The following is a 15,347-nucleotide window of genomic DNA, read 5'->3' as shown; positions in this document are numbered from 1 at the left end:
GCGGGGCGCTTGGCTTCTTTTAGCGACTATTCAGGTTGCCAATAGTGGGCAATGAATAAGCGCACGGGATTAACGGTACATAGATTTTCCATTTCACGTGGCTATAATCCAGCCCGCGACGTAAAAACGTCGGCGATTTAATTATTTCGAGATTTATGCATAACGCATTGATTTAATTAGATATTAACTAGAAACAAACACTTAACCGACAAACCGGACGGAGCCTTGCTTTGTCCTCCTCGCGCTAACACAGCGATGCCAGCAGGCATCCCGGGCGCCGGGCTTATCAGGACTACAGAACGAGTGACCAAAGACGAACTGCGCGCCGAACTTGAGCGCCAGGCGCAGCGTTATCAGGACGTGTATGGCGGGGAAGTTGTGACCTACGCCGCCCAACCGGATCCGGAACGCAAGCCGTGGCGCAAACGCGCCAACTTTCGTGATCAGGCGTTTGAGCGGGAGTTGGAGAGGATTGAGAAAGAACAGAAGGCTCGGGGGGAGTCGGATAAAGAGTTGGATGTTTGATCTTTTAAGTAATGGCTTATGTTTTGGTGGTTTTCGTTGCCGCGTGTGCTGGGCGTTTTTGTTTCGCGTCTTACGCGCGAGGCACCTTTGCCATATTTGACGATCGGTTTACTTCTTCATTTCCGCGCGTGCTGAACGTTTTTGTTTCGCGCCTTACGCGCGAGTCACTTTTAGCATCGCCCTAAAAGTAACCAAAAGGTCTAGCCCCCACCTGGGGTTTTCACTGCGTGAAAACTACCCTCGCTACGTCGCTGCTCCAGGGGCCGGGCTGAGGGCCATCCATGGCCCCATCCCTCTCCGCGGCTCCCGGCCGCTACGACCCCTTACGCAACGACTACGCTCGGCCTGCGCTAAAGTGGCGGGTAGATCAAAAGCGGTAGATCAAGATCAAAATCCCCTCACCCCCGGCCCCTCTCCGCAAACGGGAGAGGGGTGACATATGGCGGCTACCGCGTTTTGCTTTTCGTAGGAGCTAGCTCGCTAGCGAACCCTGCAAACACAATTCGCGAATACCTTTTCCAGGGTTCGCCAGCAAGCTGGCTCCTACAAAGAACTGCCCCCTCTCCCGCTTGCGGGAGAGGGTTGGGGTGAGGGGCAGTTGATCTGTTTTGATTTGTTTTTGATCTGGCTTGTGATCTGCCCGCCCCTTGAGCGCAGGCCGAGCGCAGTCGTCGTGGAAGGGGTTGAGCGGCCGGGAGCCGCGAAAGGCGTGAGGGCCATGGATGGCCCTTCTCGCCGGCCCCTGGAGCGGCGACGGAGTGAGGGAAGTTTTCACGCAGTGAAAACCCAAGGTGGGGGCAAGCCTTTTTGGTTTCTTTTTCGGCGACTGGAAAAAGAAACTCGCGCGTAAGGCGCGAAACAAAAACGTCCAGCACTCGCGGTAATGAAGAAAAAAACCGCCCGACAAAACATCGCGAGGTGCGCGTAGCACACCCGACAAAAACAATCCCTACCGCCGTTTCTTCCCATCAACGACCCCAACAACCCCCGCACCAACTCCCGCCCAATCTGATTCGCCGCCTGCCGCGCGGCGCTCTTCAACGCCTGCCCCGCCACCCCACCCAACAACTCCCAGCCATCTCGGCAAACCCACCCCCCGCCTTACCCTCCGCCACAGGCGGCGCCTCCTGGTTTTCACTGGCGGCAGCCGCCCGGGTGGTCAACCGCTCATACGCCGACTCACGGTCCACCGCCTTGTCATACCGCCCCGCCTGCGGCGACTGGCGAATCAACACCGCACGCTCGGCGTCATTCAGTGGCCCGATCCGCGATTGCGGCGGCGCAATGGCTACCCGCTGCACCACAGTCGGCGTGCCCTTCTCTTCCAAGGTGCTGACCAACGCCTCGCCAATGCCCAACTCGGTCAACACACTCAACGTGTCAAACGCCGGGTTGCTGCGAAACCCATCGGCCACCGCGCGCAGCGATTTCTGTTCCTTGGCGGTAAACGCCCGCAACCCATGCTGGATACGCAAACCCAATTGCGCCAACACGTCATCCGGCAAATCGCCCGGCGATTGCGTCACGAAGTACACGCCCACACCCTTGGAACGAATCAACCGCACCACCTGCTCCAACCGTTCCTGCAGCGCCTTGGGCGTGTCGGCAAACAGCAGATGAGCCTCGTCAAAGAACAGCGCCAGCAACGGCTTGTCCGCATCACCCCGCTCGGGCAGTTGCTCGAACAGTTCAGCCAGCAGCCAGAGCAGGAAAGTGGCGTACACCTTCGGCGCCTCGTGCACCAGGCGGCTGGCATCGAGCAGGTGAATGCGCCCGCGGCCATCGGCGTCGGGGTGCAGGATGTCTTCCAGTTGCAGCGCCGGCTCGCCAAACAGGGCATCGGCGCCCTGCTGCTCCAGCACTGCCAAGCGCCGCAGCACGGCCTGGCTGGAGCCGCTGGTAACAACGCGCTATCCGCGCCGAGCAGTTCGGGGTGGTCTTTGAGGTGGTTGAGCATGGCCTTGAGGTCTTTCAGGTCCAGCAGCAACAAGCCTTCTCGATCGGCCACTTTGAAGGTGGCGTAAAGGGCGGCCTGCTGGCTGTCGGTCAGCTCCAGCAGATTGCTCAGCAGCAGCGGGCCCATTTCACTCAGGGTGGTGCGCAATGGATGGCCGCTCACGCCCGCCACGTCCCACAGCGTTACCGGGTACGCCTGCGGCCTGTGGTTGAGCCAGGGCATGCTGGCGATGCGTTCGGCTACTTTGCCTTGCGGGGTGCCCGCAGCGCCGATGCCGCACAGGTCACCTTTGATATCGGCGGCGAACACGGCCACGCCGGCGTCGCTGAACGCTTCCATCAGGTGTTGCAGGGTGACGGTTTTGCCGGTGCCGGTGGCGCCGGCAATCAGGCCGTGGCGGTTGGCCAGGCGCAAGGCTTGGGCCACCGGTTGCCCGGCGGGATCGGCGCCGATAAAAAATTCATTTTGCCCTGGCATCTCACTCTCCCGTTTTAAAGCTTTAATGCAGTGTGGCCGACACAACGAAAGACACGGAGCCGAGTCGATCGACACAACGCCTGCGAACCAGCCAAGACTGGTACCAGTGCCCACCGGACGCAAGAAGCCATGACCAATAACCTGAAGTTCAGCCACAAGATTCTGCTTGCGGCTTCATTGGTGGTGATCGCCGCCTTCGCGCTATTCACCTTGTACAACGACTACTTGCAACGCAACGCCATCAAAGACGACTTGAACAGTTACTTGCAGGAGATGGGCGAGGTCACTGCAAGCAATATCCAGAACTGGCTGTCGGGGCGCATCGTGCTGGTTGAAAGCACGGCGCAATCGATTGCCAGCAACAGCCAGGCCGACGCGGTGGGCAAACTGCTGGAGCAGAAGGCGCAAACGTCGACCTTCGACTTCACCTACCTGGGCAGCGCCGACGGCACCTTTATCATGCGCCCCAACAGCGAGATGCCGGCTGGCTACGACCCGCGCACCCGCCCCTGGTACAAGGACGCGATGGCCGCCGGCACCACCACGCTTACCGAACCCTATGTGGACGCCGCGACCGGCGCGCTGATCATCACTATCGCCACCCCGGCGCAAACCGCAGGTGTGGTCGGCGGCGACCTGAGCCTTACCGCGCTGGTGAAAATCATCAACTCGCTGGATTTTGGCGGCATGGGCTACGCCTTTCTGGTCAGCGCCGACGGCAAGATTCTGGTGCACCCGAACAAAGACCTGGTGATGAAGAACCTCAAGGACCTGTACCCCGACAACACGCCAAGCATCAGCGGCGCCATCAGTGAAAACGTGCTGAACGGGGAAGACCGCATTCTGACCTTCGCCCCGGTGAACGGCCTGCCGTCGGTGAAGTGGTACGTGGGCGTTTCGGTGGATAAAGGCAAAGCCTTTGCCATGCTCACCAAGTTCCGTGCCTCGGCCGTGGTGGTCACGGTGATCGCCGTGATCGGCATTTTGCTGTTGCTCGGCATGTTGATCCGCGTGCTGCTGCAACCGCTGCATGTCATGGCCAAGGCCATGCGCGATATCGCCCAGGGTGAAGGCGATCTGACCAAGCGCCTGACGGTGCAATCGAACGATGAATTCGGTGACTTGGCCTCCTCCTTTAACCAGTTCGTTGAACGGATTCACAGCTCGATCCGCGAAGTGTCCTCGGCCACCGCGCAGGTCAACGAGGTGGCCAAGCTGGTGGTCAATGCCTCGAACTCCTCGATGGTGAATTCGGACGAACAAGCCAACCGCACCAACAGCGTGGCGGCGGCCATCAACGAACTCGGCGCAGCGGCACAGGAAATCGCCCGCAACGCGGCCGATGCGTCGACGCAGGCCTCCGACGCCAAGGTGCTGGCTGAAGATGGTCGCCAGGTGGTGGAAAAAACCATCCATGCCATGAACGAGCTCTCCAGCAAAATCCGCACCTCGTGCGGCAATATCGAGACGCTTAATGGCAAGACGGTCGATATCGGCCAGATTCTCGAAGTGATCAAAAGCATTTCCCAGCAGACCAACTTGCTGGCCTTGAACGCCGCCATCGAGGCCGCCCGTGCCGGTGAAGCCGGTCGTGGGTTTGCCGTGGTGGCGGACGAAGTGCGTAACCTGGCCCACCGCACCCAGGAGTCAGCGCAGGAAATTCAGAAGATGATCGAAGAGCTGCAGGTGGGCTCACGCGAGTCGGTGACCACCATGACCGAGAGCCAGCGCTACAGCGAAGAAAGCGTGGAAATCGCCAACCGCGCTGGCGAACGGCTGGGCAGCGTGACGCAGCGCATTGGGGAAATCGACGGCATGAACCAGTCGGTGGCCACCGCGACCGAAGAGCAGACCTCGGTGGTGGAGTCGCTGAATATGGATATCAGCGAAATCAACATGCTCAACCAGGAAGGGGTGGAGAACTTGCAGGCGACGTTGCGTGCGTGTGGAGATTTGGAGCAGCAGGCCACGCGTTTGAAGCACTTGGTGGACAGCTTCAGAATCTGAAGATCAACAACTCGAGGCTGAAGCCTCTCCCACAAGAGCACTCGGTCCCTTGTGGGAGAGGCTTCAGCCTCGATGCTTTTGATCGAAAAACGCTGATAGACCCAACCGCCGCTGCGTTCTTATCATGGCGCAGCGCGGCCGTCTGGGTCGCACGTTGCCGGTGGGGGACCGACATCGATGAATCGCAACGAACTGCGCAAGGCCGACATCAACCTTATGGTGGTGTTCGAAACCCTGATGCAAGAACGCAATGTCACCCGCGCGGCAGAAAAACTCTTTCTCGGCCAACCCACCATCAGCGCTGCGCTCAATCGCTTACGGGCGATGTTCAACGACCCGCTGTTTATTCGTGTCGGCCGGCGCATGGAACCCACGGCGCGTGCAGAGGAACTGATTCAGCATCTCTCGCCGGCCCTCGACGCGATGTCGGTGGCCCTCAGCCTGACCCACGATTTCGACCCTGCTACCAGCACCATGACCTTTCGCATCGGCCTGTCCGATGACGTGGAGTTCGGCCTGCTGCCGCCGCTGTTGCGCACCCTGCGCCAGGAGGCGCCGAAGGTGGTGTTTGTGGTGCAGCACGTGGATTACTGGCGTATTCCGGATTTGCTCGCCAATGGTGAAATTACCGTGGGCATCAGCCAGACCCGCGGCTTGCCGGCCAACGCCAAGCGCAAGTTGCTGCGCCATATCCATCCGCGGCTGATGCGCGCCGACGCTTCTGATCGGCCGCTGACCCTGGATGAATATTGCGCACGGCCGCATGTGCTGGTGTCGCACACGGCCAACGTCAGCGGGTTGGTGGATGAGTGGCTGAATGACTTGGGCCGCAAGCGCCATGTGGTGTTGTCGGTGCCGCAGTTCAGCGCCTTGCCGGCACTGCTGGCCGGGACTGATTTGCTCGCCAGCCTGCCGGACTATGCGGCCAACGCCATGGCCGCCTCGGGGCAGCTGTTTGTGGAACCGATGCCCTTCCCCACCCCGACCCTGGACTTGGCGATGGTGTGGTTAAGCGTAATGGACAGCGACCCGGCCGAGCGCTGGCTGCGCTCGCGGCTGGAAGCGTGCATGAGTGATCGGATGGGAATGGCGTATTGAGGTAGGCGTTACGACGCCGGTTTGTCCGGCGCCGGATTCAACTCATCCCAGAGCTTGGCGGCGTCCTCGAATTCGGTGCCGGTCTCTTCGTCCATCGCCTCGGGGTCGTAACGGCTCAGGCAGCCTTCACCCAGGGTTGGTGGCGGGGTTGAGGTAGCGCGGTCGAGTGGGTCAGCCATAGCAGGGTCCTCGGCACTCGACCGAACACATCAGTCGAACACCACAGTCTTGTTGTTGTGCACCAGCACACGGTCTTCCAAGTGATAGCGCAAGCCGCGCGCCAGCACCATTTTTTCCACGTCTTTACCCAGGCGCACCAGCTCTTCGATGCTGTCGCGGTGGCTGATGCGCACCACGTCCTGCTCGATGATCGGGCCGGCGTCGAGTTCTTCGGTGACGTAGTGCGAGGTGGCGCCGATCAGCTTCACGCCGCGCAGCGATGCCTGGTGATACGGCTTGGCGCCGATAAACGATGGCAGAAAGCTGTGGTGGATGTTGATCACGCGCTGGGCGAATTCCTGGCACAGGTCCGGCGGCAGAATTTGCATATAGCGCGCCAGCACCACCACGTCGGCACCGGCTTCACGCACCAGGCGGGTGACTTCGGCGAAGGCTGGTGCCTTGTCCAGAGGGTTCACCGGTACGTGGTGGAACGGAATGCCGTGCCACTCGACCATGCTGCGCAGATCGTTGTGGTTGGAGATCACGCAGGGAATGTCGCAGTCCAGCTCGTCGCTGTGCCAGCGGTGCAGCAGGTCGGCCAGGCAGTGGGATTCGCGGCTGGCCATCAGCACTACACGTTTCTTTTGCTCGGAGTCAGTGATGCGCCATTCCATGGAGAATTGCTTGGCGATGGGTGCAAACGCCTGACGGAAACCGTCGATATCAAATGGCAGCGAATCGGCGCGAATTTCATGGCGCATAAAGAACCAGCCATTCTGGTTATCCGAGTGATGGCTCGCTTCGGTGATCCAACCGTTATAGGTCGCCAGAAAGTTACTGACCTTGGCAACGATACCGACGCCGTCGGGGCAGGCGATTACCAAGCGAAAAGTGCGCATGCGGGAACTCCAGAAACTCACAAAGGCGGCCATTCTAGCGACAGCGCGGGAAAAGTTCAGCAGCCTTTGCGGACGCATGCGCAGGCGGTAGGCAAAGCCCTGCTTAGTACAGGGATTTAAATGCGCGACAGCCATTATTTGCACAGCAAAAGTTATTTATTGCGCAGCGCTGGCTGTAACAGGATGAGACATTCAATAGTCTTGAAACTAATTCGGCTAAAACTATTCAAACATGTTTACTTGCATAAAGTGCGTGACTATTATTACCAACACTAACCCCAGACCACAGATTCCAAGGTGTCGCCCATGTCCCTGATCAATGAATATCGCGCTACAGAAGAAGCCATCAAAGAACTGCAAGAGCGTCTGAAAAACCTCTCGCAAGATGACAAGCTGAAAAAAGAACTGGAATTCGAAGGCAAACTGCGCACCCTGATGGGCGAATACCAGAAGTCGCTGCGTGACATCATTGCCATGCTCGACCCGGATGCCAAATCCAGCAAAGCCCCACGCGCCGCTAAAGCCACTGGCACCAAGCGCGCTCGCAAAGTTAAGCAATACAAGAACCCGAACACCGGTGAAGTCATCGAAACCAAAGGTGGCAATCACAAAACCCTGAAAGAGTGGAAAGCCAAGTGGGGCGCAGCCGCCGTTGAAGGCTGGGCTACCCTGCTCGACTGATCACCCACCGGACCCAGTCCGGTTTCGGGACAAATAAAAAACGCCGGTTATGCCGGCGTTTTTTATTGCTCGTTTTTTATGGCTGATTATTTAAGGCCAACTACTGCAACCCATAACGCTCACGCAACGAAACGGCATAGTCACGCCATGCCTGCAGAATGCGTTGCTGCGCCTCGGTGGCGGTGCTCCAGGCCTGCTGCAAGGCGGCGTCGAAGGCAGCCAGGGTATTAGGCGCGCCCCATTCTGGCGCACTCAAGCGTTGCTGGCAGAATAAATGCCATTGCTGTTGTTCGGTCGGCGAAAGCGTGTGGGGAAAGTTGCGTGCGCGGTAGCGAAATAATAATTCCGGTAGCCGCGCATCATCGAATGGCCACTGCTCCTGGGCCAAACGCTGCGGTTCGGCACTGCGTACTTGTTCGCACAAACGCCGATCACGATCACCTATAAAACCGTCATATAACTGCTGTTCGGGATCTTCGCTGGGGGTAAATTCTTCGGCGCCATACACGGTATGCAGTTTGGTTTGCCAAGTTGCCTGGCTGCCCACTAGCAGCGCCGCACGCTGTTCAATTTCGTGCATATCGAGTTGCAACCGTTGTTTATCTTCTTCACGCAGTACACCCATGGGAGCCACCACCGGGCAACGATTGATGTGCAGAAGTTTCAATGGCACCGGCAACTGTCCCTCGGCCAATTGGTCGCGGCGGGTGTAAAGCAGAGCCCGCAAGTTATCGCCATCAAGATCCAACAGCGGGGCCGGGTCTTGTTGTAAGTCGCAGACAATCAATGCATTGCGATTTCGTGGGTGCCAGGCCAATGGCAACACCACCGCCAGATAATTACGCGCCGCCGAGAAGCGCCCGGATATATGCACCAGAGGTTGCAACAGGCGAACTTGGTCGAGCACCTTCTGTTTGCTGCGCAGTTGGTAGAGGTAGTCATACAGTTTCGGTTGCTGGTCGCGCACTAACTTGGCCAGGCCAATGGTGGCGCGCACATCCGACAGCGCATCGTGGGCCTGGCCATGGTCGATGCCGTTGGCGGCGGTCAGGCGTTCAAGCTTGAGGCTGACCCTACCTTCCTCCTGCGGCCACACAATGCCTTCGGGGCGCAGGGCGTAAGCGGTGCGCACCACATCGATCAGGTCCCAGCGGGTATTGCCGCCTTGCCACTCGCGGGCATAGGGGTCGAAGAAGTTGCGGTACAGGCTGTAGCGGGTCACTTCATCATCGAAGCGCAGGCTGTTGTAGCCGGCGCTGCAGGTGGCCGGCGTGGCCATCTCGGCGTGCACGCGGGTCATGAAGTCCGCTTCGTCCAGGCCCTGACTGGCCAGACGCTCCGGCGTAATACCGGTGATCAGGCAGGCCATGGGATGCGGAAGAATATCGTCGCTGGGTTGGCAATACAGGTTCACCGGCTCGCCGATTTCATTCAGCGCTTCATCGGTGCGAATGCCGGCCACTTGCAGCGGCCGGTCACTGCGCGGGTCGATGCCGGTGGTTTCATAGTCGTACCAGAAGATGCTTGCGCTCACGGCGGTTCCTTATGTGCTGCGTCGTTGAAAGCCGGCGGCAGTCTAGCACTGGGGCAATTGCCGGCTCATTGTGCGTAATGTTGCAGCGCACGCCGAACAACGAGACCAGACAACCATGATTCGCCGCACAGCCCACAGGTTGCGGGCTTGTGGACAATTTGGCCGACCGCTAGCATGCGGTCATTCGGAGAAGTTACTCACAAGGACGTAATCATGACCGGCTCTATAGTCAGCAATCCCTACGCCGTTCCCGTCAGCAACTGAAGTCGAACCTGCCCCAGGCCATTTGCGTGGCCCGGTTGCTTCCCCGCCTGCTGCTCGCTAGCATCGGGCTTTCCTCGACACAGTGCGCCGATGCCCCACACCCCCGCCCCAGCTATTCACACACCGCCGCCTGTGCCAGGTAGCGTGTTGGATACCCGTTTCCATGTGGAAACCCCGGAAGGCATCGACTTGGTGATGCGCCCGGCCGGCTTGCTGGTCCGCGCCCTGGCGTTTGCCATCGACCTGGCAATTCGCGGCCTTATTCTCGGCGTCGCTTTTTTCCTCTTGAGCCTGCTCGGCCAACTGGGCATGGGCCTGGGCGCTATCGTGTTTTTCCTGGTGAACTGGTGGTACATGGTGCTCTTCGAAGTGCTCAACCAGGGGCGCTCGCCGGGCAAGCAGTATATGGGCCTGCGGGTGGTACACGATGACGGCACGCCGATTGGCTGGGCTGCTTCGCTGACACGTAACCTGCTGCGCTTTGTTGACGTGCTGCCGTTTGCCTACGCCTTCGGCATCCTCAGTTGCCTGTACAGCCGCACCTTCAAACGCCTCGGCGATCTGGCCGCCGGCACCCTGGTGGTATACCGCGATGTGGCCTTGCAACGCCCGCCGCTGGTAAGCGCCGAACCGCTGCGTGCGCCCTTCCCGCTGACCCTGAACGAACAACGCGCGGTGCTGGGGTTTAGTGAGCGGCAGGCAGAATTGTCGGCCGCGCGGCGCACCGAGCTGGCGGCGATTCTGGCCGCGCCGTTGCAGGTACCGGCCGAGCAAGCTGAGCAACAGCTCAACCGCATCGCCAGCGGCTTGCTAGGTCCGACATGAAGGCGCCTGCATGAAACAGACCCTTTTCGAAACCCGCCACCAGGCCGAATGGCAGCGCTTTACCACGCTGCTGGAAAGCCTCGAACGCGGCAAAGCCAACAGCGATGCCAGCCAGGAATTTGCCGCCGACTACCGCCGCCTGTGCCACCACCTGGCGCTGGCCCAGGAGCGCGGTTACAGCAGCCACCTGATCGACCAGCTTCAGCTGTTAGCCATGCGCGGGCACCAGCAGTTCTACCGTCACCGCAGTCACCTGGGCGGGCAGATCATCCAGTTCGTGCTCGGTGGTTTCGCCCGGCTGGTTCGCGAAGAATGGCGCGTCGTGCTGCTGGCCACGCTGATGTTTTTCGGCAGCCTGATTCTGATGGGCGTGCTGGTGTACGCGTTTCCCGACCTGATCTACAGCGTGATGGCGCCCGACCAGGTCAGCGAGATGGAGCGTATGTACGACCCCGAAGCGCGGCGCATCGGCCGCGCCGATCGCGACGCCGGCGATGACTGGATGATGTTCGGCTACTACATCATGAACAACATCGGCATCTCCTTTCAGACCTTTGCCAGCGGCTTGCTGTTTGGTTTGGGCAGCCTGTTTTTCCTGCTCTTCAACGGCCTGACCATCGGCGCCGTGGCCGGCCATTTAACCCAGGTGGGCTACACCGAAACGTTCTGGTCCTTCGTGATCGGCCACGGTGCGTTCGAACTCACCGGCATCGTTTTTTCCGGTGCCGCCGGCCTGAAGATGGGCTGGGCCTTGCTCGCGCCGGGGCGCTTTACCCGTGCCGAAGCCCTGCGCCTGGCCGCCGGGCGCGCCGTGCAACTGGTGGCCGGAGTCATTCTGTTCTTGCTGATTGCGGCGTTTGTCGAGGCGTACTGGTCGTCGATGACGTTCACCACGCCGCTGGTTAAATACATTGTCGGCGCGGGTCTGTGGACCCTGGTGCTGAGCTACTTCTCCTTTGCCGGGCGGACCCACCATGCGCCTGACTGACGCCAGCGTGGCGATTCGCCCGCGCAGCAATTGGGAAGCCATCGACCTCGGCATTCTTCTGGCCCGCCAGCACGTACGCCTGCTGTTCTGCAGCTGGCTGGTGATTACCGTGCCGGTCTTTTTGCTGATCACGGCCGTGTTGTGGCAGTACCCGAGCGTGTCGGTGTTTTTATTCTGGCTGCTGAAGCCGGCCTTCGATCGCTTGCCGCTGCATGTGCTGTCGCAGTCGATCTTCGGCAATACGCCGACGATCAAACAGGCCGTCAAAGCCTGGCCGCGCCTGCTCAAACCGCAACTGCTGAAAAGCCTTACCTGGCGACGCCTGAGCATGACCCGCAGCTTCGATTTGCCGGTGGTGCAACTCGAAGGCCTGAACGGTGAAGCGCGCAGCAAACGGCTGGTGGTGCTTGGCCAGCGCAGCACCGGCGCCGCGACGTGGCTGACGGTGCTCGGCGTGCACCTGGAAAGCGCCCTGGTGCTTGGCCTGAGCGCGCTGTTCTACCTGCTGCTGCCGCAACAGATGAAAACCGACTGGGACTGGCAAAGCCTGATCAACCCGCAAGCCGGCGAATGGCTGTGGCTGGAGCACCTGTCCAACGCCGGTTATGTGCTGGTGCTGGCCGTGTGGGAGCCGGTGTATGTGGCGTGCGGTTTTACCCTCTACCTGAACCGCCGCACGACCCTCGAAGGCTGGGATATCGAACTGACTTTCCGCCGTCTGCGCCAACGCCTGACCGGCATCGCCTATGTGCTGCTACTCGGTTTCGCGGCCCTGCTGCTGCAAACGCCGAACGCTGCGTTTGCGGCCGACAAGCCTGAGCCGGCCAAGAGCTGCCCGATTCCCTATGACGACCCCATCGGCCCGGACAAAGACCGTCTGCAAAACCAGCCGCTGACCAGCCAGGCAGCGCAGACCAGCATCGATAAAATCCTCGATCAGCCGCCGTTCGAAAACCGCGAAACCGTCACTCGCTGGCATTTTGGCGACGACGCGGTGAAGAAAGTCGAGAAGAAGAAAGACAGCACGTCCGGCTCGGCGCTGATTGATGGCATCAAGAAACTGATCGAAGCCTGGCAAGGCATGAAGTGGCTGGCCAACGCCGTCGAAGTGCTGCTGTGGGGCGTCGTCATTGCGTTGGTAGCGTTGCTGGTCTGGCGATACCGCGAATGGCTGAGCACCTTTACCACGCGGTTATCGTTGCCCAAGCGGCAAAAACGCGAAGTGCCGAGCATGCTGTTTGGCCTGGAAGTGGCGCCGGAAAGCCTGCCAGACGATGTGGCCAGCAGCGTAGAACGTCTGTGGAGCGAACAGCCGCGCGAAGCACTCGGCCTGTTGTACCGCGCCCTGCTCAGCCGTTTGCTGCATGACTACCACTTGCCGCTTAAAGGCTCGCACACCGAGGGCGAAGTGCAGCAACTGGTACTGAACCTGGACCATAACGAGCTAAGCCGCTTTACCCAGGTGCTGACCCGCCATTGGCAAAACCTCGCCTACGGCCACCAGACGCCGCCGGACAATCTCAAGCGCGGCCTGTGTGAAGGCTGGCGGCGCTTGTTCCAGACGGGAGCGCAGGCATGACCCGGCGCGTTTCGTTCGCCCTTGGGGCGGTGATTGTGTTGTTGCTGGGGCTGGCTGCCGTGTATGTGCTGAGCCAGGTCACGCCCTACCAGAAAGAAATCAAACACGGGCCGTCGCCGGAAGTGGCCGCCGACCCGTACCTGGCCGCCGAAAGCTTTCTGAAAGCCCGGCAGGTCAGCGTGCAGCGCGCCGACAATGTGCATGTGCTGAACCACCTGCCGAGCCAGGGCCACACCCTGTTGTTGCTCGCCAGCCGGGAAAACATGACCCCACGGCAGACCGAAAACGTATTGGCCTGGGCGGCCAAGGGCGGGCATGTGCTGGTGGTCGCCGAGTCGCTGTGGGACGAAGAGGCCGGCAAGAGTGATGACCTGATGCTCGACCGCCTGGGCATTCATCAGCTGCTCACCGAAGACCTGGACCAAGACACCGACGCCAAGCCCGAAGACGACGACGAAAAAACCGCGCCGCCAGAGCCGACCCCTGAAGCCGAAGACAGCGAGGCCGAGGTCGACCATCACCCGCAGCTGACCAAGCTGTACCTGGAAAACGAAGACGCTCCGGCCTACGTGAATTTCGACACCGACTACCATCTGTTCGACGCTAAAAACCAGGCCCTGGCCTGGGCCAATAGCGCCGACTCCACCCATATGCTGCAGCTGAATTACGGTGACGGGTTGGTAACGGTGGTGACCGACAGCTGGATCTGGCAGAACGACGGCATCGCCGATTACGACAACGCCTGGCTGCTCTGGTACCTGACCCAGGACAGCCAGGTCACCCTGCTCTACCGCGCCGACCGTGACGACCTGCTGACCCTGCTATGGCGCAATTTCCCCGAGACGCTGGCCGCCCTGGCGTTGTTGATTGTGCTGGTGCTGTGGGCCAATGGTCGCCGTCAGGGCCCGCTGCTGGCACCGGCCAGCCTGGCCCGCCGGCAACTGCAGGAACACCTGCGTGCCAGCGCCGATTTCCTGCGCCGCAACAGCGGCGCACAGAGCTTGCTGCAAGGCCTGCAACGGGATATCCAACGCCAGGCCCGCCGCCGCCACCCCGGTTTTGAACGGCTGGACGTTGCCACGCAATGGCAGATTCTCGGCCGCCTCAGTCGCTTACCTAGCAGTGCCATTAGCCAAGCCATGCGTCCGCTGCCCAAGCAACGGATCTCCGCCACCGAATTCACCCGCCAGGTCGCCCACCTGCAAACCCTCAGGAATGCCCTATGAGCGAACAGACGCCCGACCAGCCAGACACTCAGCCCACCGAGTTGGAACTGGACCCCAATGCCCTGGAAAACAGCCCGACGCCAGCCCCGGCTCCGACCGCCGCTATCGTCGAAGCCCTGACGCCACCGCCGGCCCCCGCGCCAGCCGCGCCGCCGGCCAACAGCCAGCGCCAACGCGCCACGCAGTTGGCCCAGGCCCTGCGCCAGGAACTGCAAAAGGCCCTGATCGGCCAGACCGCCGTCATCGACGACGTGCTGACGGCGTTATTGGCCGGCGGCCACGTGTTGCTCGAAGGCGTGCCGGGGCTGGGTAAAACCCTGCTGGTGCGCGCCCTGGCCCGCTGCTTTGGCGGCGAGTTTGCGCGTATCCAGTTCACCCCCGACCTGATGCCCAGCGACGTCACCGGCCACGCCGTGTACGACCTGCAATCGGAGCAGTTCAAACTGCGCAAAGGCCCGGTGTTCACCAACCTGCTGCTGGCCGACGAAATCAACCGCGCCCCAGCCAAAACCCAGGCGGCCCTGCTGGAAGTGATGCAGGAACGTCAGGTGACACTGGAAGGTCGCGCCCTGCCGGTGGCCCAGCCGTTTATGGTGCTGGCCACGCAGAACCCGATCGAACAGGAAGGCACGTATCCACTGCCCGAGGCCGAGCTCGACCGCTTTATGCTCAAGCTGCGCATGGATTATCCACAGCTCGATGAAGAGCTGACGATGGTCCGCCAGGTCAGCCGCTCCTCGCGCGCCGACATGCTCGACGTGGTGCCACTGCGCCCGTTGCTGCAAGCCAAAGACGTTCTGGCTCTGCAGAAAATCGCCAGCGAACTGGCCCTCGACGAACAGGTGCTCGACTACGCCGTACGCCTGGCACGCACCACGCGCAGCTGGCCGGGACTGGCCATCGGCGCCGGGCCGCGCGCCTCCATCGCCCTGGTACGTGGCGGCCGTGCGCGCGCCCTGCTGCGCGGCGGCGACTTCGTGACCCCAGACGACATCAAAGGCTGCGCCCTGGCCGTATTGCGCCACCGCGTGCGCCTGTCGCCAGAGCTGGATATCGAAGGGCTTTCGGTGGACCAAGTGCTGCAACAACTGCTCGACCAGGTGGCAGCGCCGCGTCTATGAAGCT

At 60.8% G+C, this 15,347-nt stretch carries 12 protein-coding genes and 1 pseudogene; 9 read left to right on the top strand and 4 right to left on the bottom strand.

The window, feature by feature from the left end:
• Positions 1-303 precede the first annotated feature (303 nt).
• Positions 304-525, top strand: a complete 222-nt coding sequence (locus AC0V2S_RS14175) for a hypothetical protein (RefSeq protein WP_475510305.1) — start codon at positions 304-306, stop codon at positions 523-525.
• Positions 526-1,488: 963 nt separating this feature from the next.
• Here the strand turns inward: AC0V2S_RS14175 and AC0V2S_RS14170 are convergent.
• Positions 1,489-2,959 (bottom strand): annotated as a pseudogene (locus tag AC0V2S_RS14170) (helicase HerA-like domain-containing protein); the annotation flags it as partial.
• Between the two features lie 129 nt (positions 2,960-3,088).
• On the opposite strand from AC0V2S_RS14170, the gene AC0V2S_RS14165 reads away from it, so the two are divergent.
• Complete coding sequence (locus AC0V2S_RS14165) at positions 3,089-4,966, top strand: methyl-accepting chemotaxis protein (protein WP_475510304.1); 1,878 nt, start codon at positions 3,089-3,091, stop codon at positions 4,964-4,966.
• Positions 4,967-5,143: 177 nt separating this feature from the next.
• Positions 5,144-6,064: a LysR family transcriptional regulator gene (locus AC0V2S_RS14160; RefSeq protein ID WP_475510303.1), complete on the top strand. Its 921-nt coding sequence runs from the start codon at positions 5,144-5,146 to the stop codon at positions 6,062-6,064.
• An 8-nt stretch (positions 6,065-6,072) separates the two neighbouring features.
• Here AC0V2S_RS14160 and AC0V2S_RS14155 read toward each other — a convergent pair whose 3' ends face one another.
• Both AC0V2S_RS14155 and purU read right to left on the bottom strand, forming a co-directional pair.
• Complete coding sequence (locus tag AC0V2S_RS14155; RefSeq protein ID WP_475510302.1) at positions 6,073-6,243, bottom strand: hypothetical protein; 171 nt, start codon at positions 6,241-6,243, stop codon at positions 6,073-6,075.
• 30 nt (positions 6,244-6,273) lie between these two features.
• Positions 6,274-7,125: a formyltetrahydrofolate deformylase gene (gene purU / locus AC0V2S_RS14150; RefSeq protein WP_475510301.1), complete on the bottom strand. Its 852-nt coding sequence runs from the start codon at positions 7,123-7,125 to the stop codon at positions 6,274-6,276.
• Positions 7,126-7,431: 306 nt separating this feature from the next.
• Between purU and mvaT the strand changes: the two genes are divergently transcribed.
• Positions 7,432-7,806 (top strand): histone-like nucleoid-structuring protein MvaT, encoded by a 375-nt coding sequence (gene mvaT / locus AC0V2S_RS14145; RefSeq protein WP_475510300.1) that lies wholly within the window; start codon positions 7,432-7,434, stop codon positions 7,804-7,806.
• A 100-nt stretch (positions 7,807-7,906) separates the two neighbouring features.
• Here the strand turns inward: mvaT and sbcB are convergent, their stop codons facing one another.
• Complete coding sequence (gene sbcB, locus AC0V2S_RS14140) at positions 7,907-9,340, bottom strand: exodeoxyribonuclease I (protein ID WP_475510299.1); 1,434 nt, start codon at positions 9,338-9,340, stop codon at positions 7,907-7,909.
• A gap of 354 nt (positions 9,341-9,694) precedes the next feature.
• Here sbcB and AC0V2S_RS14135 point away from each other — a divergent pair, with 354 nt between their 5' ends.
• The 5 genes from AC0V2S_RS14135 to AC0V2S_RS14115 are packed head-to-tail and all read left to right on the top strand — an operon-like array spanning position 9,695 to position 15,343.
• Positions 9,695-10,429 carry an RDD family protein gene (locus tag AC0V2S_RS14135; protein ID WP_475510298.1) on the top strand — a complete coding sequence of 245 codons (735 nt, stop codon included), beginning with the start codon at positions 9,695-9,697 and terminating at the stop codon, positions 10,427-10,429.
• A gap of 10 nt (positions 10,430-10,439) precedes the next feature.
• On the top strand, positions 10,440-11,417 hold the full coding sequence (locus AC0V2S_RS14130) for a stage II sporulation protein M (protein ID WP_475510297.1): 978 nt from the start codon (positions 10,440-10,442) through the stop codon (positions 11,415-11,417).
• Complete coding sequence (locus tag AC0V2S_RS14125; RefSeq protein ID WP_475510296.1) at positions 11,404-12,996, top strand: DUF4129 domain-containing protein; 1,593 nt, start codon at positions 11,404-11,406, stop codon at positions 12,994-12,996. The genes AC0V2S_RS14130 and AC0V2S_RS14125 overlap by 14 nt, the downstream gene beginning before the upstream one ends.
• Positions 12,993-14,222: a DUF4350 domain-containing protein gene (locus AC0V2S_RS14120; RefSeq protein WP_475510295.1), complete on the top strand. Its 1,230-nt coding sequence runs from the start codon at positions 12,993-12,995 to the stop codon at positions 14,220-14,222. Before AC0V2S_RS14125 ends, AC0V2S_RS14120 begins: the two co-directional genes overlap by 4 nt.
• Positions 14,219-15,343 (top strand): AAA family ATPase, encoded by a 1,125-nt coding sequence (locus AC0V2S_RS14115; protein ID WP_475510294.1) that lies wholly within the window; start codon positions 14,219-14,221, stop codon positions 15,341-15,343. Before AC0V2S_RS14120 ends, AC0V2S_RS14115 begins: the two co-directional genes overlap by 4 nt.
• Positions 15,344-15,347: the final 4 nt, after the last annotated feature.

The sequence above is a fragment of the Pseudomonas sp. CC11G genome (assembly GCF_056174845.1).
This window is presented reverse-complemented; position numbering and strand designations above follow the sequence as displayed.